The organism is Acetatifactor aquisgranensis, from assembly GCF_943193215.1.
GTDB classification, from domain to species: domain Bacteria; phylum Bacillota; class Clostridia; order Lachnospirales; family Lachnospiraceae; genus Acetatifactor; species Acetatifactor aquisgranensis.
In genome coordinates this window covers 43,609-62,267 of sequence record NZ_CALPDH010000029.1, presented here as the reverse complement: position 1 = coordinate 62,267, position 18,659 = coordinate 43,609, and the positions used below count along the sequence as shown (strand labels likewise).

General features: G+C 55.8%; 12 protein-coding genes. 4 read left to right on the top strand and 8 right to left on the bottom strand.

All coding sequences use genetic code 11. The annotated features are described in order from the left end of the window. Positions 1–4 precede the first annotated feature (4 nt). The 3 genes from NFS35_RS21445 to NFS35_RS21435 form a co-directional block, all read right to left on the bottom strand. Positions 5–2,104, bottom strand: a complete 2,100-nt coding sequence (locus NFS35_RS21445) for a PAS domain-containing protein (RefSeq protein WP_251209117.1) — start codon at positions 2,102–2,104, stop codon at positions 5–7. 214 nt (positions 2,105–2,318) lie between these two features. After that, on the bottom strand, positions 2,319–4,061 hold the full coding sequence (locus tag NFS35_RS21440; protein WP_251209116.1) for an ABC transporter ATP-binding protein: 1,743 nt from the start codon (positions 4,059–4,061) through the stop codon (positions 2,319–2,321). Positions 4,062–4,065: 4 nt separating this feature from the next. Beyond that, entirely contained in the window at positions 4,066–4,425 is a 360-nt protein-coding gene (locus NFS35_RS21435; RefSeq protein WP_251209115.1) for an ArsR/SmtB family transcription factor, read from the bottom strand. Between the two features lie 267 nt (positions 4,426–4,692). Here NFS35_RS21435 and NFS35_RS21430 point away from each other — a divergent pair, with 267 nt between their 5' ends. Continuing rightward, positions 4,693–5,301: a TVP38/TMEM64 family protein gene (locus tag NFS35_RS21430; protein ID WP_251209114.1), complete on the top strand. Its 609-nt coding sequence runs from the start codon at positions 4,693–4,695 to the stop codon at positions 5,299–5,301. A gap of 24 nt (positions 5,302–5,325) precedes the next feature. Here NFS35_RS21430 and NFS35_RS21425 read toward each other — a convergent pair whose 3' ends face one another. Further along, a complete protein-coding gene (locus tag NFS35_RS21425; RefSeq protein ID WP_251209113.1) occupies positions 5,326–7,173 on the bottom strand; it encodes an HD domain-containing protein in 1,848 nt (615 codons plus the stop codon). A 12-nt stretch (positions 7,174–7,185) separates the two neighbouring features. Continuing rightward, positions 7,186–9,108, bottom strand: coding sequence for a hybrid sensor histidine kinase/response regulator (locus NFS35_RS21420; protein ID WP_251209112.1), 1,923 nt, complete (start codon positions 9,106–9,108; stop codon positions 7,186–7,188). A gap of 174 nt (positions 9,109–9,282) precedes the next feature. Between NFS35_RS21420 and NFS35_RS21415 the strand changes: the two genes are divergently transcribed. Both NFS35_RS21415 and NFS35_RS21410 read left to right on the top strand, forming a co-directional pair. Then, entirely contained in the window at positions 9,283–9,834 is a 552-nt protein-coding gene (locus NFS35_RS21415) for a PadR family transcriptional regulator (protein WP_251209111.1), read from the top strand. Between the two features lie 6 nt (positions 9,835–9,840). Continuing rightward, positions 9,841–11,649 (top strand): NAD(P)H-dependent oxidoreductase, encoded by a 1,809-nt coding sequence (locus tag NFS35_RS21410; RefSeq protein ID WP_251209110.1) that lies wholly within the window; start codon positions 9,841–9,843, stop codon positions 11,647–11,649. A 187-nt stretch (positions 11,650–11,836) separates the two neighbouring features. On the opposite strand, the gene proC is transcribed toward NFS35_RS21410, so the two are convergent. The 3 genes from proC to proB all read right to left on the bottom strand — a co-directional run bounded on the left by proC (position 11,837) and on the right by proB (position 14,784). Continuing rightward, entirely contained in the window at positions 11,837–12,652 is an 816-nt protein-coding gene (gene proC, locus NFS35_RS21405; RefSeq protein ID WP_251209109.1) for a pyrroline-5-carboxylate reductase, read from the bottom strand. A 63-nt stretch (positions 12,653–12,715) separates the two neighbouring features. Next, positions 12,716–13,966 (bottom strand): glutamate-5-semialdehyde dehydrogenase, encoded by a 1,251-nt coding sequence (locus NFS35_RS21400; protein ID WP_251209108.1) that lies wholly within the window; start codon positions 13,964–13,966, stop codon positions 12,716–12,718. Continuing rightward, positions 13,963–14,784, bottom strand: coding sequence for a glutamate 5-kinase (proB, locus tag NFS35_RS21395; RefSeq protein ID WP_251209107.1), 822 nt, complete (start codon positions 14,782–14,784; stop codon positions 13,963–13,965). Before proB ends, NFS35_RS21400 begins: the two co-directional genes overlap by 4 nt. A 263-nt stretch (positions 14,785–15,047) precedes the next feature. On the opposite strand from proB, the gene NFS35_RS21390 reads away from it, so the two are divergent. Further along, a complete protein-coding gene (locus NFS35_RS21390) occupies positions 15,048–18,545 on the top strand; it encodes a DEAD/DEAH box helicase (protein ID WP_251209106.1) in 3,498 nt (1,165 codons plus the stop codon). Positions 18,546–18,659 lie beyond the last annotated feature (114 nt).

The following is an 18,659-nucleotide window of genomic DNA, read 5'->3' as shown; positions in this document are numbered from 1 at the left end:
CAGCTTATGGATTGCCCAGAATGCGCGCTAAGGTGGAAAACAGCTTGTCTATATCGATGGGTTTGCCCAGATGGGCATTCATACCGGCAGAGAGGACAAGCTGACGGTCCTCCTCAAAAGCATTGGCTGTCATGGCCACGATGGGCAGGCTGGCCAGGCTCAGGTCATCCATGGCGCGGATGGTTTTGGTCGCTTCGATGCCGTCCATGACGGGCATTTGAATGTCCATGAGAATCAAATCATAGGGATTTTCCCTGGAGAGGCGGACTTTCTCCACTGCTTCGGCCCCATTGGAGGCCACATCCACGATGCAGCCTGCATCTTCCAGGATGGTTACGGCGATTTCCTGGTTCAGCTCGTTATCCTCGGCCAGCAGAAGTCTTCGGCCGCTCAGGTGCTTTGCGGCAGCAGAAGCCTCTGGCAAGCTCTGGCTGTCGACATTTTGACTGAGACGAAAAGGAAAGGTAAAGGTGAAAGTGCTGCCACAGTCCTTTTTGCTCTCCACCGTAATCCGGCCTTTCATCAGTTCGGTCAGGTTCTTGGTGATGGACATGCCCAGGCCTGTGCCCTGTATGCCGCTGACAGTGGAGGTGCGCTCCCGCTCAAAGGGCTCGAAAATATGTTCGATAAATTCCGGGACCATCCCGATGCCGGTATCCCGGATGCAGAACTCGTAGACGGCGCTGTCCGGGCCCTCTCCGGGGTGTTCGGTGGCGGAGACAGAGATGGATCCGCCGGGGGGCGTGAATTTCAGGGCGTTGCTCAGCACATTCAGCAGCACCTGATTCAGGCGCAGCTGGTCACAGATGATATAGGGATGAATCAGGGAGCTGTCATCGAGATGGAAGTGCAGCTCTTTGCTTTTCAGGTCTGCCTGGATCATGGATTGGAGATTCAGCAGAATCTGGGGCAGATTGCAGGGCTTCTCTTCGATGACCACCTTGCCGCTCTCGATGCGGCTCATATCCAGCACATCGTTGATGAGGCTGAGGAGGTGGCTGGAAGAGGCGGTAATCTTCTCCAGATAATTCTGCACCAGTTGCTGGTTGCCCAGATGGGCGGAGGCCAGCTTGGTGAAACCGATGATGGCATTCATGGGGGTGCGGATGTCGTGGGACATATTGTTGAGAAATGTGGTTTTCGCCCGGGAGGCCCGCTGGGCCTTGATCAGGGCTTCCTCCAGTAGTTTGCGCTGTTCCAGTAGCTGCGCATCGGTTTCCTTGCGCCGGGTGATGTCTACGAACATGCCTACATAGGTGATGGGAGTGCCGTCCTCGCGCCGGGAAAGCTTGCCAGTAGCGCGAAACCACCGATATCCCCGGTCTTTCGTCAGGAGGCGGTACTCGACATTGTAGAGACGTTTGCCCGTGTAATCGTTGATGGCGGCATAGTATTGCTCCAGTACCCGGTCGTGGTCATCGGGGTGGAGCAAATCGGACCAGGAGTTGAGGGCATTGGGGAAATCCTGCTCGTCCCGGTAGCCTATCATGGTGCGGAATTCCTGGCTCCAGAAGACGCTGGTCATCTGTCCCTGTCTGTCGAATTCCATGGTCCACATGCCTGAATGAAGAATCTCATGTACCAGCTTCAGTGCTGTGGACTCGTGCTCCAGAGCTTCCAGCGCCTCCAGACGTTCCTGGGCCAGCTGTGCGATATGGGCATCATTGCTGGCCTTGCGCTTCTGCTCCGTGGTATCCTCTACAAAGACATAGAAGATATCGCCAAAGGAATCTGTATGTACGAAATGCCCATAGTCCGCAAGCCACCGAACGGAGCCGTCTTTTCTGATTATGCGGTATTCCACATAGTCAAAATCCTTTCCGCATGTAAAAATCTGCTGCCGAATGCTTTGCTCGGCTGCCGCCACATCCTCCGGGTGAATCAGTCCCGGAAAGACATAACCGGTAAGCTCCTGGAATTCCTCCAGGCTTTCACAGCCGTATATCTGAATCAGTGCCTGATTGGCGTAAATAAGCTGCTCGTCCCTATTAGCATGATAAATGAAGAAACCGCCGGGCATGCCTGCGGTAATCTGCTCGATGATAGGAAAAGTCTGTTCACTGAGGACGAGAGAACGCCGCTCTTTCTGCTGGGGTTTCCGCATAAAAAACCATCCTTTCCAACGCAAAATAAACCTATATTAAATTGTACCATTTCCCGGCGGCTTATCAAGTGTGATATAGGATAAGCAGTACTGACGGGCAAAAAATACCTAAACAGAATGATTCATACTGCTTAACAGTTAAAATTTCCGAGTAACCTGACTGCATAGCGCCAGCCATATACGTTTAACCAATGCAGTATGGTAAATTCAGGCGTTATGCAGTATATTCAAAAAAATCGTTGTCCCGAAACTGCAGGGAATACAGCTTTTTATAGGTGCCGTCAGAGGCCATAAGCTCTTCGTGGGTGCCGCGTTCCGTGACGCGTCCGTTCATGACCACTGCGATTTCGTCCGCATTCCGTATGGTGGAAAGCCGGTGCGCCACTACCAGGGTAGTGCGCCCTTTGCACAATTCGTCCAGCGCCTGCTGGATGAGCACCTCAGTGGTGTTGTCCAGGGCGCTGGTGGCCTCGTCCAGAATCAGTATCGCGGGATTTTTCAGGAACACCCGGGCGATGCTCAGGCGCTGCTTCTGGCCCCCGGACAGCTTGACGCCCCTCTCGCCGATTTCCGTGTCATACCCTTTTTCCAGCGTCATCACATAATCGTGAATATTTGCGCGTTTTGCCGCTTCATATACCTCCTCCTCGGTGGCATTCGGACGGCCGTAGAGGATATTCTCCCGGATGGTGCCTACGAAGAGGAACACCTCCTGCTGGACAATGCCGATGTTCCTGCGGACGGATTCCATGGTCAGATGACGGATATCGTGCCCGTCGATTAGGATGGAGCCGTCGCCGTCCTGAAGCTTGTAGAAATTCGGCAGCAGATGGCACAGAGTAGTCTTGCCGCCGCCGGAGGGCCCCACCAGAGCAAGCTTGCGCCCCTTTTCCAGGCGCAGGTTGATGTCGTGAAGGACTTCCTTGGATGGGTCATAGGCGTAGGTGACATTCCTGAATTCAATGACGCCCTGGACATCTTTCAGTTCTACCGCATCCGGTGCGTCCTTCTCCGGCTCCGCATCCATGATTTCCACAAAGCGCTTGAAGCCGCTGACGCCGTTCTGGAACTGTTCCATGAAGCCGATCAGGGTATTCACCGGGTTGATGAACAGGTTCACCGAGACGATGAAAGTGGAATAATCGCCGAAAGAAATCCTGCCGGAATACAGGAACAGGCCGCCTGCGATTAAGATGAATACGTTAAAAACATCCGTTACAAAGGAAGTGGAAGAGTGGAACATGGCCATGGCCCGGTAGGCCCGGCGGGAAGCGTCCACGAACTCTTTGTCGCCTTCCCGGAACTTCTCCACTTCCCGCTTGCTGTTGGTATAGGCTTTGGTCACGCGGATGCCGGTGACGCTGCTCTCCACGGCGGCATTGATGGTGGCGTTGCTCTTGCGGCGGTCATCGAAAGCCCGGCTCATGGCCCGGCGGAAGTACAGCGTGACCACTACCAGAATCGGCACGCAGGTGAAAATAATCAGCGTCAGGACGGGGTCTATCATAATCAGGTAGACAAAGGACAGCACGATCATCACTGTGCTGATCAGCAGGTTCTCGGGGCCGTGGTGGGCCAGCTCGCACACCTCGAACAGGTCGCTGGTGATGCGGGTCATGATGCGGCCGGTCTCGTGATTGTCATAGAACTGAAAGGGCTGCTTCTCCAGATGGGCGAAAAGGTCCTGGCGCATCTGGGACTGCATCTTTACGCCGATCATATGGCCGTAGTACTGCACGAAGTACCGCAATGCCATGCGCACTATGTACAGCGCCAGCACAATCACGCCGGCGATGACAATCGTGGAATACATTTTCTCCGGGATATAGATATTGAGCATTTTGTTGGTCACGACAGGGTACACCATACCGATGACCGAAATCAGCAGGGATGCCAGCATATCCAGGGCCAGCATTTTCTTGTGGGGTTTGTAGTAGCAGATAAAACGTTTCAGCATGAATCTAGTCTTCCTTTCCTCTTTTCTCCGGCGGTACATAGGACTTGCATTTGAGATATTCCGATTCCGGGCAGCCGTAGAAAGGCCCGTCGCAGGGCTTCCACTGGGTGCCGCGCAGCTGCTCCAGTTCGGCGATGACTGTGCCCAGCGCCTCTTTGTCCAGGCGGTAGTGGGTGTAATAGCCCCGCTTGACGCCCAGCACCAGGCCTGCCTCCCGCAGGACTTTCAGATGCTGGGAGACCGCCGATTCCGACAGGCCGCTGCGCAGGGCTAATGCTCCTACGCAGTAGCCCCGGTCAGACATCAGCTGCAGGAGCCGGAACCGTCTGGGCTCTCCCAGGGCTTTCAGGATTTTTTCGTCCACATTTTGCTCCCTCCAATTCCATAATCGAATGCGGCGCAAAGGACGCGCCGACAATCCATATTATAACATGGCGATTTAATTTAGCAAGTACTAAATCAAAAATATTTGGAAAAACAAATTTTTCGGATTTCTTTCGCATTTGTTTAGATTTATAAGGGCATGTAATTAAGAAACGGAAGCTATACTAAGCGGAGAACAGAGGAAGAGGCGGTCTCTTGATGGAAGGGAGACAGGCCGGAAATGAACAGTGGATAACAGGGAGGATGTATGGAGACAGTATACAGAGAGCAGACAGCGGACAGACAGTTAGAAAAGAACAAGAAGCTGATGACGATAGGGCTGGCGGCGTTATGCACGGCCTTTGTGGCGATACTGGGGAAAGCCTGGCTGGACGGCAGCTTCGACTCGGTGGAGACGTTCCAGAAGTATGTGGCGGGCTTCGGTCTGGCCGCGCCGCTTTTCCTGATTGCCGTGCAGGCGGCACAGGTGGTGCTGCCGGTGCTGCCCGGACTTCTCGGCTGCGTGGCGGGGTCCATGATGTTCGGCTGCTGGGGCGGCTTCTGGTGCAATTACATCGGCATTTCCGCAGGCTCCATCATCGCGTTCCTGCTTGCCAGGAAGTATGGAAGCGGCCTGGTCAGCCGGATGTTCCCCGGGGAGAAGTATGAGAAATGGGCCGCATGGGCTGCCGGCAGTCGGTTCTATACAGCGGTGCTGTTCCTGGGGATGGTGCTGCCGCTGTTCCCGGACGATTACTTCTGCTACTTTACCGGAATTACAAAGATGAGTACGCGAAAATTCGTTACAATCATTCTGCTTGGAAAGCCCTGGTGTATTTTGGCGTACTGCATCATGACCACGGCGGCAGTGGCTTGACGGCCGGTCCCGGGGACGGCGTCCTCAGACCGCTTTTTGCTCCGCCTCGTACAGCTGCCGGTATACTTCCCGGCGGCTGTTCCTGAAGATTTCCGCCAGCTGTTCCCGGGAGGAGCTGTCCGTCAGCCGCTCTGTCAGGAGCGGGGAGAAGCGCTTCCCTCCCAATCGGGTGGCCTCCCGGACAGCTTCCTGAAAGGTCCTCTGCACTCCGGTGCGCAGATGAGTCGAATAGGTGACGTTGTCAAGCCAATCCATCAGGCCGATTACGTCTACCATCTGCCTGTAAGGGCACTCCAGCCGGATATAGGATTCCGGATAGCCTTCCGAGCCGTCATACCAGGAATGGTGTCCCAGCGCTACCGGGGCAAAGCGTTCCGTGGACTGCTGTTTCGCCAGCCGCTCTCCCCCCAGCTGTGTGTGGAGCCGGGCCATTGCGTACTCGTCTTCAAACCATTGCCTTGCGGCGCCCGGATACAGATTCGTGAAGCTGATTTTCCCGATGTCGTGGTACAGGCCGCCTTTCAGGGCATAGTCTGTCACGGCGTCTTCTTTTTCACGGAAATCCGTAATTTCGCGGATGAAAACAATATCGTCGAAAAACCCGGGTTCCTCCGTTAAGAGAATGGAGCAGAAAGCGGCGGCCGCCTTTCCCACTGTGCAGGAATGGACATAAGTTTCCGGCATGAAGCGTATCAGGAGCCTCCGCAGGAAATCGCCATAGGAAATGCTGTTCTTTGTCTCCACGAAAGCAATCATCAGCTGCCTGAGGGCGAAGAAAAGAGATTCATTCCCGGAAGCCTGGGGAAACCGCTCCACGTAATTTGAGGCCCGTCTGTACAGGCTGTCGAGATATTCTGTCCGCTCCGGAATCTTTTCCGGATTTTCCTGCAGGAAGTTGCAGTAGAACGCGGGGAGGGAAATCATGGCGTATATGCCGCCCGCAGAATAGTCGGTGCCGTCCGCCGCGTCTATGAGAATTTCGGTCTTGCGCAGGAGCCCGTCAAGCGAATCCAGGCCGCAATAATAATTGATGGAGTCATAGGAAAAAGAAATCTTCGCGGAAGGCTGGTCGCCGCGGGCCTTTGCCTCCGCGCATTGCCGGTCGTGGACTACATAGACCGATTCCATCACATCGGCCACATCCTGAGGAGTCATGGCCTTTTCCTTGCTGCGGGAGAGGCTGGCGGCCATCTGCATATGGGTCATATAGATGTAACGGTCCCAGGGAAGCTCGGGCGCTTTCTCCTGATACCATTTGTCCTGCAGAATCTGCAGGCTGTATTTGACCAGATGGATTTTCTCGCTGGGTGATTTGAACTGCCCCAGCGATACATTGGCGCGGGAACGGAGGATGTATCCTTTTGTCTCGCTGTCATGGATTTCATCAAAATACTTCAGGTAAGCGGCGGCCTCCATAAAGCACAGCCGCATCTGGGAGGTATAGCTGTCCGCGACGGGGAGATCTAAGCCTATCAGTTTGGTACAGTAACAATTATAACCCATTCCCAGCCAATAGAGCTGACGGATGATGCCGTTCCGGTCCTTCTGCATCCGTGCCATGCTCAGCAGGGCGCGGCGGATCTGACAGAAGAGCCCCACATCCAGCTCGTTTCGTCCATCGAACAATGCACCGGCGAATTCTTCCAGATTCTGGAGCTGCCGGCTGTCCGCTTCAAACAGGCAGTCCAGCAGGGGGAACAGATTGTCCCGCAGAAGCTTCATGTTCCGGGCCGCTGTTTTCTCCTCCTGTTCTTTGCACTGTAGCTGGCATTCCAGATAGGCGTCGAAGCTGCGCGCATTCTGTCTGCCCTGCAGGGCAAGTCCGGCGATTTCTTTTAAATTTGCGATATATTCTTCCTGATATGCCTGCATAGTTCCCCCTTTTTACGCTTTCCCCAGCCGTCTGTGAAGAATCTCCTGCAGCTGTTCCAGGTTCACGGGCTTTGCCAGATGTTCGTTCATGCCGGCTTCCCTGGCGGCGCGGATATCCTCTACGAATGCGTTGGCGGTCATTGCCACGATCCAGACTTTCCCGGCATCGGTCCTGGGGAGGGCGCGGATATGCATGGCAGATTCATATCCGTTCATGACAGGCATCTGAATGTCCATGAAAATCAGGTCATAATAGCCCTCCGGGGAAGCCGTGAATTTCTCCAGGGCCATTGCGCCGTTGCCTGCAACCTCCGCCTGCACGCCGTTGCCGGAGAGCATTTCCAGCGCGATTTCCTGGTTCAGCTCATTGTCTTCCACCAACAGCACATGGCAGGCGCTGTAATCCGCTTTGGCCGTCGCAGCGGTAGTTTCACAGTTCCTGTCATGATCCGTGAGATTTGCCAGGGTGTCCAAAAGCCTGCTTTTGAACAGAGGACAGGGAACGAAGGCGCTGACGCCCGCCCGGGTGGCGCGGTACTCCAGCTGTACCCAGTCGGCTTCCGATATCAGCAGGATAGGGAAATCCCGGCCTGCGGACTGCCTGACATGGGCAGCCAGATCCAGCACGGGCATGTCTTCCAGATCCTGCCCCAGAAGCAGGGCGCAGGGCATATGGTTCTCGCTCCTGGCCTGGGTCAGCCAGGCCACGGCATCCAGAGCGTTTCTGACATGCACGGGAATGATGTTCTCCTCCCTGAGGCAGGACATCATTTTTTCTGCCCTGCTGTCCATGCAGTCAGCTATGAGCACGGTCAATCCGGCCAGCCTGTCGCAGGCTTTCCGGATCCGCGGCATGACGGTCAGGGGAAGCTCTATCCGGAAAAGGCTGCCGCTGCCTTCTTTGCTCTCCACCTGTACCCGTCCTCCCATGCGTTCAGTGAGGTTTTTCACGATGGACATTCCAAGTCCGGTGCCCTCGATTTTGCTGATGGTGGAATTATGGGCCCGCTCAAAGGGCAGGAAGATACGGCTCAGGAACTCTTCGCTCATGCCGATGCCATTGTCCTGACAGGTGAAGTCCAGCCACAGGGTCTCCTCTTTTTCCGAAGTTCTGTCATGGCTTGGGCGCTGGGAGATGGAGACGGTGATTTCACCGTTATTTGGTGTATATTTTATCGAATTACTGATGATATTTACAAAAATCTGCCGCAGGCGCAGGGAATCACCGATCAGGTTCTCATCGTAAATCTGCCCTATTTCTATTTTCAGATTATGTTCTTTCTGGGCGGCATGGGGGCGCACCATGACGGTTACATCATGAACCAGGTCTGCCAGAGAGAACTGTTCTTCGTTGAGGCTCAGCCTGCCGCTGTCTATCCGGGAGATATCCAGTACATCGTTCACCAGGCTCATCAGATGGGAGGACGCTGTCTGTATCTTGTGGAGACAGTCCAGCACTCTGGCCTTTTCGTCGATATGGGACAGGGCGATGGAGGTCATGCCGGAGATGGCGTTCATGGGGGTGCGGATGTCGTGGGACATATTGGACAGGAAAGCGCTTTTTGCCCGGTTTGCCGCTTCCGCCGCGCTCAGGGCTTCCTCCAGCTTCTGGTTCATCCGGATAAGCTCGGCTTCGCTCTTCAGACGGCTGTCGGTGGTATTCAGAATCCATAGCTGATGGTCTGTATCCAGCGCCACAGATGCGCTGTCCAGATGGTTCGGGGCCGGCTTCGGAGCCCTGGCGGCATGCAGTCTGGCCATAGATGTGCCGAGCATGTCGCATGCGGCCTGATCCGCGTACAGAATCCGGAAAGGCCGGTCCGGGCCTGACTCTACAATGACATATCCTTTTTGGGCCTGAGCATCGATTTTTTTCCCTGTATCCATCCCGCGTACTCCTTTTGATGAGGCGATTGCTTTCTCTTTCTTTTTCATTGTACGTTTCCTATGGTATTTTGTCAAGAAACACGGATTGACAAGAAGGAGCCGCTATATTTGAGTGCCGGCCCTTTTTTGACTTGCATATATTCCACAAGTGGAATATAATAGAAAAACAATCATGGAGCCAGGCCTACGAAAGCAGGCGGGCGGCAGAAGGAGGAGATATAGATGCTGAAGCACGGAATTTTAGGCCTTTTGAACTATCAGGACATGACGGGATATGAAATCAATACGGCTTTCAGGGATTCCCTGTACTATTTCTGGAATGCCCAGACCAGCCAGATTTACCGTGAACTGCAGACACTGGAGCAGAAGGGCTGGGTGTCAAAATGCTGTGTGCCCCAGCAGGGCAGGCCGGACAAAAATGTCTATTCGGTTACGGAGGAGGGCCGGGAGGAGCTGCTGCGGTGGCTTTCCGAGGAGGGGCCGGACATAGCGCCCCGGGTACCGGTGCTGATGAAAGTATTCTTTATGGGGGAGCGCGGCAGAGAGGAAAACATCCGCTATTTTGAAGCCCTGAAGTCCTGCTGTGAAATGTTCGTCCAAAGCCTTGCTGCCGTGCCGGAGCATATAGCGAACTACAGCAGTTACCTGGAGGACAGGGAGAAAGCCCTGTACTGGCAGATGACTGTTGAATATGGCCTGCGGAATATGAAGATGCATACAGAGTGGGCCCAGAGCTGCATCGACAGGCTGCGGGCAGGCGGAAAGGAGGGATGAATCAAAATGAAGATTCTGGCAATCAACGGAAGTCCCAAGGGGGACCGGAGCAATACCTGGAAACTGACGAAGCGCTTTCTGGAGGGAATGAGAGAAGGGCTGGCCGAGAAATATGAAGACGACAATGCCTTCTATTCGCGGGACGGAGAGACCCGAGACAGGGAACCGCAAGCGGAAGGGGCGTGCAGCGGGGAGGTCTGGGCGGAGGAGACGGAAATCCAAGAAATCCAGGTCAGCCGGCTGGAGATACGCCCCTGCCTGGGATGCTTTTCCTGCTGGGACAAAACCCCCGGGAATTGCTGCATCCAGGACGATATGCGGGAAGTGATACAAAAGCTCCTGTGGGCGGACGTGACGGTATGGAGTTTTCCCCTCTATTATTATTCGGTGCCGGGGGGACTGAAGAACCTGATAGACCGCCAGCTGCCCATGATGCTTCCCTTCATGGTGGAAAATGAAGCGGAGACGGGCAGCGGCAGCCATCCCTCCCGCTATGATATGAGCGGCAAAAGGAGCGTCCTTATCTCCACCTGCGGATTCTACAGCGCGGAGGGGAATTACGACGGGGTGCACAGCCTGTTCGGCCACCTCTGCGGCAGGGAGGCATATACGGCGATTTTCTGCGGTCAGGGGGAACTGTTCCGGGTGCCGGAGCTGTCCCGGAGGACAGAGGGATATCTGGAACATGTGCGGCAGGCGGGGAGAGAGTATGTCCGGGGAGGCATCCGGCCTGAGACAAAGGAAAAGCTGGGCGAACTGTTATACCCCAGGGAGGTATTTGAAAGCATGGCGGACGCCAGCTGGGGCATAGATAAGGAGACCGGAGGGCGGGAATCGGATGCCCTTGTCTTCACCCGTCAGATGGCAGCCCTCTATCGGAGGGAAAACTATCCCGGAAAAGATATCGTGCTGGAAATGTGCTATACGGATCTGGACGAATGCTATCAGGTGATTCTGGGCAAAGAGGGGAGCAGGGTCGTCACCGACGGATTCGGGGCCGCCACCACGAGGATTGAGACTCCTTTCACCGTGTGGCAGTCCATCTCACGAGGAGAAATCCGGGGGGACGAGGCGCTCATGAAGCATCTGTACCGGGTGAAAGGTGATTTTAGCCTGATGCTGAACTGGGAAAAATATTTCGGAGGCATCGGAGCGGGGGAGGATGCGCAAGAGGCGTCCGGCGCGCCGCAGGGGATGGAAAGGCGGGGAAAGAATGGGGAGGCCGGAATGCCGCCGGGAACAGGAACTCAGGGAGCCGTGGGCGTCTGCATGCCGCGCAAAGGGACGAACATGAATATTCTGCTGATTCCCTGGATTGTCTTCTGGGCGGCAGTGCCCATTGACAGCCGCTGGGGCAGCCTGGCCAGCCTGGCGGTGTGCATGGTGATGCCTTTGCTGTCTTACCGCAGCCGGAAGACTTTTTATGACCTTTTGTCGGCGGCGCTGGTGGCGGGGTTCGCTGTCCTCTCGCTTTTGGGCGCCCCGGAAAGACTGGCGGTGCCTCTGGCCTATCTCAGCTTCGGCATCATGTGGACGGCCAGCTGCACTCGCAGGATTCCGCTCACCGCGTATTATTCCATGAACCAGTATAATGGGGAGGATGCGCTCCGCAATCCGATGTTCCTGAAGACAAACCGGATTCTGACGCTGCTGTGGGGCATCCTGTATCTGCTGACGCCCCTGTGGACTTACGCCGTCATGGGGACAGAGGCAGGAGCGTGGATCGGGGCCATCAATTCCGTCCTCCCGGCCCTGATGGGGGTCTTCACAATGTGGTTCCAGAAATGGTATCCGGCGAAAATCGCCAGAGGGTGAACCTCCGGCGGAAAGGGGCGGCTATCGGGCCTTCGCCTGTGCCGCCCGTTCCGCCCGCCGTGGGTCTGCCTTGATTTCCCTCTCCGTCCGGGAGCAATCAGGATTGGCCGTTTTGCCGCCGATTTATACGATTTTTCCCTTGCAACACGCAGCCGGAAAAATCCCAAACCGACTGCCGGCAATCCGTTCACTGCTTCAGTTCCAGCGTCCTCTCATAGGAGGCGATGACGGCATTGATCACCGCCCCGCGGAAACCGGACTCCTCCAGCTTTCGCACCCCTTGGATGGTGGTGCCGCCGGGAGAGCAGACAGCGTCTTTCAGGGAGCCGGGATGCTGGCCGGATTCCAGAGCCAGCTTGGCCGTGCCTGCCAGCATCTGTGCCGCCAGCTCCATGGCCTGTTCTCTGGACAGGCCGCAGGCCACCCCGCCGTCCGCCATGGCCTCCAGGAAGATATCCGCAAAGGCGGGCCCGCAGGCGGAGACGGCAGATCCCGCGTCCATCCTGAATTCCGGAATGGAGGCGAACCGTCCGGCCCAGGCAAAGGCATCCAGGAATATCTGCAGAGTACTTTCCGTGACAGCCTCGCTGCATGCGTACTGGACCATCCCCTCGCCGATGGATACAGGAGTATTGGGCATGATGCGGATGACAGGATAGTCCCTGCCGACCAGCTCCTGTATCCGGGCGACGGTGAGCCCCGTGGCCATGCTCACCAGCACGAAGGAATCCTCCCTCCGCTCCAGCATTGGCGAGATTTCCGCCAGGACTTCCTCCATCAGCTGGGGTTTGACTCCCAGGACGATGTAATCGGCTTCTCTGGCGATTTCCTGATTGTCCGCTGTTTTTGCCTCCAGTTCCCGCGCCAGCGACAGGGCCTTTTCCGGGGAGCGGTTGGCCAGGAGAATCTGTGAACCTTTTATCCTGTGCCTGGCCGCCTGTGCTAACGCTCCGCCCATATTTCCTGTGCCGATAAAACCAAAAACCATCTCTTTGTTATCCATATAGCATTTATCTCCCGATACATATTTTACGTAAAAACCACGCCGCCGGCAACATTTTCCTCGTTATTCTCGTACCTGGCCTTCTCCATAGACCACATACTTGCAACTGGTCAGTTCCTCCAGCCCCATGGGGCCTCTGGCGTGCATCTTCTGGGTGGAGATGCCGATTTCCGCGCCCAGACCGAACTCACCGCCGTCCGTGAAGCGGGTGGAGGCGTTGACATATACGGCGGCCGCGTCCACTGCGTTCAGGAACCGCTGGGCTTTGGAATAGCTGTCGGTGACGATGCACTCCGAATGGCCTGTGCCGTGGGCATTGATGAAAGCGATGGCCTCCTCGCAGTCCCGGACCGTCCGTATTGCCAGGATGTAGTCGTCATATTCTGTATCCCAATCCGCCTCCGATGCAGGCACAGCTTTCTCGCCCAGTATTTTCAGGGCTTTCCCGTCCGCGCGCAGCTCGACTTTATGCTTCTCCAGCAGGGGCAGCGCCTTTGCCCAGAAAGCTTCCGAGATGTCCTCCTGTACCAGCACGCACTCCGCCGCATTGCACACGGAAGGGCGGGAGCATTTTGCATTGTGGAGGATACTGGCAGCCATATCCAGGTCGGCCTCGCTGTCCACATAGATATGGCAGATGCCCTCGCCGGTGCGGATGACAGGGACGCTGGCTTCTTTGGCCACAGTCCGAATCAGTCCCGCCCCGCCCCTGGGAATGAGCACATCCACGTATCCGTCCAGATGCATCAGCTCATTTGCGCTCTCACGGCCGGGATCCTGGACCAGGCTGATGCAGTCCCCGGGCAGCCCTGCCGACACAAGCGCCTCCCGCATGAGGGATACCGCACAGCGATTGGAATGGATAGCCTCCCTGCCGCCCCGCAGGATACAGACATTGCCGGATTTCAGACACAGTGCCGCGGCGTCCACAGTGACATTGGGCCGGGCCTCATAGATGATGGCGATGACCCCCAGGGGAACCCGCCGTCTGCCGATGATGAGCCCATTGGGCCGGGTCTCCATCTTGTCCACCCGCCCGATGGGATCTGGAAGTGAGATGATCTGCCGGATTCCTTCTGCGATTCCCTCAATACGCTCCCTGGTCAAAGTCAGCCGGTCCAGCATGGCGGGGCGCATCCCGGCCTCTTTGGCGGCGGATACATCTTCGGCGTTTGCCCGGAGCCATTCCTGCTGCCTGTCCGCAAGGACAGCTGCGATTGCTTCCAGTGCGGCATTCTTTTCGGCTGTTCCCGCTGTGGCGAGAGTGCGGGAGGCAGATTTGGCCGCCTGTCCCTGCTGCTGCAATATCGTCATATCGTTTCCTCCTGATTTGGATTTGCTGCCAGAAACCGTGTGCCGACGGTCTGCCCCTCCACGATTGGATAGAGGCTGTCCATGTCCGCTCCGTTGGCGATTACCATGTCGCAGCCCGCCTCCATGGCGATGCGGGCTGCAGAGAGCTTGGTGGCCATGCCGCCTGTGCCCCGCCAGGTGCCCGCGCCTCCGGCCATTTCCAGGATTTCCGGTGTCAGGGAGGCTACATGGTGGAGAAGCTTCGCCTCCGGATTGGTCTTCGGGTCGGCGTCATACAGCCCGTCGATATCGCTGAGCAGCACCAGAAGATCTGCCCGGCACAGCTTTGCCACAATGGCGGAGAGGGTGTCGTTGTCGCCCAGTACCTTGTGACGCCCGGTCTCAATCTCGGCGGAAGAAACAGAATCGTTCTCATTTACCACCGGTATGACGCCCATTTCCAGCAATGCGGAGAAAGTTCCCTTTAAATGCTCCCGTCTGCAGGTGTCCTCCACATCGTCGCCGGTGAGCAGGATCTGTGCGGCAGACTGGCTGTATTCGCCAAAGAACTGGTCGAAGATATGCATCATCTGGCACTGGCCCACCGCGGCGGCGGCCTGCTTCATCCGCAGCTCCCCGGGGCGTTCCCGCAGCCCCAGCCTGGATGTGCCCACTGCGATGGCGCCGGAAAATACCAGAATCACCTCGTGCCCCATCCCGTGCAGATCTGACAGAATCCGGGCCAGATGTCCCATCCGCCGCAGATTCGGTGCGCCGGATTCATGGGTCAGGGTGGAAGTCCCCACTTTTACCACAATACGTTTTTCTTTCTGTTCCAAAGGCCAATGCCTCCCTCATGTAAAATGTAAGCCGCGATACAGCCTGCCTGCACCGCTCTGAAAAACTTATCCAAGTATAGCATAAGTCGTTTTAAAATAAAACCTTTTTTCTCAGATAGAGAAAATCCGCTAAAAGCATCTAAATTCAGACATTTATCCATTGCAGGTATGCTGGTAAGAAGATATAATGTAAGTATTGCTTTTCCGGAAAGAATTTCATATGCGGAAAAGCGCGGTAAACGGGGAAAGGAACACATAAAATTATGGGGACGCATAAAAGACGGCTGGAAAAGGATACCACAGGAAGAGAGGATACAGTAAAAGACGCAGAGGCTGCTGAGGAGGCAGCAGGAGAAGCGGAAAAAGAATATATCGTCCTGAACCGCCAGGAGGAAGAGGACTCCCCGGAGACGGAAAGGCGCAGACTGGCGGATTACGCGGAACTTGGGCGGTATCAGTATTTCGACTGCAGGGCCATACGCAAAAATATGCGGCTGACCAAGGCCGTCACCCAGAAAGCGGAAACCCTCTGCCGGGAGAAAAAGATAAGCCTCCAGGAGGTCCACAGCGGATATGCTGAGGGCAGGACCGAGACGGTGGGCGAGGCCGCCGGAGAGGGCAGGGAGGGAAAGACGACTTTTCCCATCCATATCCTGTTCAACCGGGACAGCGCTCTGTACGCGGAATGCCAGTGCGCGGAGTGCAGGCGGCATTATTACAGCAGATATTACAGAAGGGAGTATTGTCCCTATCTGGGAGCCCTCCTGATGCTGGTGGAGGACTATCTCCAGGACAAGAATCTGGGGGATGCCACGGACTGGCAGGGGATGCGGCTGATACAGGCTTTTTATGAGCGGCGCGCCAACATCGTGGTGTCGGATGCCATAGGAAAGGCGGAGAGCCTGACCCTGGTCCCCAGGGTGACCCTGAAGAACGGAGGGCTGAACGTCTCCTTCAGGATAGGGGAGAAGAAGCTGTTCGTGATAAAGGACCTGTTCGGGTTCTACCACAATGTGCAGGAGTCCAAGACCGATATGTACGGCACCAGCACCAGCATCAACCACAATATTAACAATTTTGCCACAGAATGCAGACGGTGGATTGATTTCATAGGCAGAATCGTAAAAGAGGAAGTGGCTTTCGAGAAAAGGATGATAGAGGCCAACAGCTATTCCAAGCGAGCCGCCTCCAAGGACGGGGAGCTGGCCCTTTCCGGCTGGCGGCTGGATGAGCTGTACAGGCTGTTAGGTCAGGACTCCCTGGAATATGAGGACAAAGACAGCGATACGAAATGGAAAGCGACTCTGTACGCAAAGGAGCAGAATCCGAAGATATCCATGACTATCCGGAAGAACGATTTCGGGATGCACAGGGAATTCCACGGGATTACAGTGGACTGCCGTATGCCGCAGCTTTTCTACGGGGTGGGGACGGCCTACTATATCTGCGAGGCAGGACTGTACAGACTGGAGCAGGATTTCCTGAAAAAGGTTCAGATCATGGCTCAGTTCTGCCAGGAGGGGACGCTGACCTTTCAAGTGGGCCGCAATAAGCTGCCCCAGTTCTATTACTCCGTGCTGCCCCAGCTGGAGGGAGCCGTGGACATCATGGAGGAGAATGCCGAGGAGATAGCGGGTTTCCTGCCGCCTCAGGCAGAGTTCGTATTCTACCTGGACGCGGAGAACCATGATATGAGCTGCCGGGTGGGAGCCAGATACGGGGATACGGAATTCCGTGTAACAGATTACGGTGAAAGGGAGCGGCCTTTGGAGCCTTTCAGAGAGGGAACCAGGGAGCAGGAGGCCCTGTTCCTGGCCAGACAGTGGTTTCCCGACTGGGACAATGAAAAGCAGGAGCTGAACTGCGGCCGGGATGAGGGCCTGATGTTCCAGGTGCTGGACAAGGGCGTGGACGCTTTGCTTGCGCTGGGGGAGGTACAGTGCACCAGGCGGTTCAGCAATCTGAATATCGGGCGAAGGGTGCGGATGAGCGTGGGCATATCGGTTTCCAGGAATCTGCTGAATCTGAATATCGCCACCCAGGACGTGCCGCCGGAAGAGCTTTTGGACATCCTGAAGAGCTATCGCCAGAAAAAGAAATACTATCGGCTGAAAAACGGGGATTTCCTGAGCCTGGACGAGGAAGGGGCCCTGCAGACACTGGCAGAGATGATGGAATCCCTGCGGATGAGCCCGAAAGAACTGCTGAAAGGCAATGTGAAGCTCCCCCTGTACCGGGCGCTGTATCTGGACAAGCTGCTGGAGAAAAATGAAGAGATTTACAGCAGCAGGGACAGTTATTTCCGGGAGATGGTGAAGAATTTCAAGACAGTGAACGATGCGGATTTCGAGGAGCCGCCCTCGCTGAAAGAAATCATGCGGGGCTATCAGAGGAATGGCTACAGATGGCTTCGGACCCTGGAGGCCTATGGGCTGGGGGGAATCCTTGCGGACGATATGGGCCTTGGCAAGACGCTGCAGATGCTCTCTGTCCTGCTGGCGGCCAAGCTGGAGGGAAAGAAGGGCACGGCTCTGGTGGTGGCGCCGGCTTCTTTGGTGTACAACTGGGGCGAGGAGATACGGGGGTATACGCCGGAGCTTTCCTGCGGCTTCATCACCGGCGGGCAGGAGGAGCGGCGGGAGAAACTTTCCCATTATAAAGAATACGATGTACTAGTGACCTCCTATGATCTGCTGAAGCGTGATATAGAGCATTATGAGGACAAGGAATTCAGCTATCAGATCATCGATGAGGCCCAGTATATCAAGAACCATACCACGGCGGCAGCCAAAGCCGTGAAAGCGGTGAAGAGCAGGACGCGCTATGCCCTGACAGGCACGCCCATCGAAAACCGCCTCAGCGAGCTCTGGAGCATTTTCGATTTCCTGATTCCGGGATATCTGTATGGATATGATGTGTTCCGGAACGAGTTCGAGGCTCCCATCGTGCGCAGTGAGGATCAGGGGGCGCTGGAGCGGCTTCAGAGGATGACGGCGCCTTTCATCCTGCGCAGGATGAAAGAGAATGTGCTGAAAGACCTGCCGGAGAAGCTGGAGGAGAACCGTTATGTGAAGTTTGAGCCCGAGCAGCAGAAACTTTACGATGCGCAGGTAGTCAATATGAGACAGCGGATTGTCATGCAGGATGCCCGGGAATTCCAGAGGAACAAGATACAGATTCTGGCGGAGCTGATGAAGCTGCGGCAGATCTGCTGCGATCCGGCGCTGTGTTTTGAAAATTATCACGGGGAGTCCGCCAAGCTGGAGGCCTGTGTGGAGCTGGTGAAAAGCGCTGTGGAGGGCGGCCACAAGATGCTGCTGTTCTCCCAGTTCACTTCCATGCTGGAGCTGATTGCCGGGCGGCTGGAAGAGGAGAGAATCAGTTTCTATACCATCACCGGGGCCACTCCCAAGGAGAAGAGGCTGCAGCTGGTCAAGGACTTTAATAAAGACGATACGAAAGTATTCCTGATTTCCCTGAAAGCAGGCGGCGTGGGGCTGAACCTGACAGGGGCGGATGTAGTCATCCACTACGATCCCTGGTGGAACCTGGCAGTGCAGAACCAGGCCACAGACCGCACCCACCGCATTGGCCAGACGAAAATGGTGGTGGTGTACCGGCTGATTGCAAAGGGAACCATTGAGGAGAAGATTCAGGAGCTGCAGGAGAGCAAGAGGGCGCTGTCGGATCAGGTCATTTCGGGGGATGCGGGGCAGCTTGGCGGGATGACCAAAGAGGACTTCATTACATTGCTGTCATAATGAGGGTTCTGTCGTCCTCTTGGAGGACTTTATTACATTGCTGTCATAATGAGGGTTCTGTCGTCCTCTTGGAGGACTTCATTACATTGCTGTCATAATGAGGGTTCTGTCGTC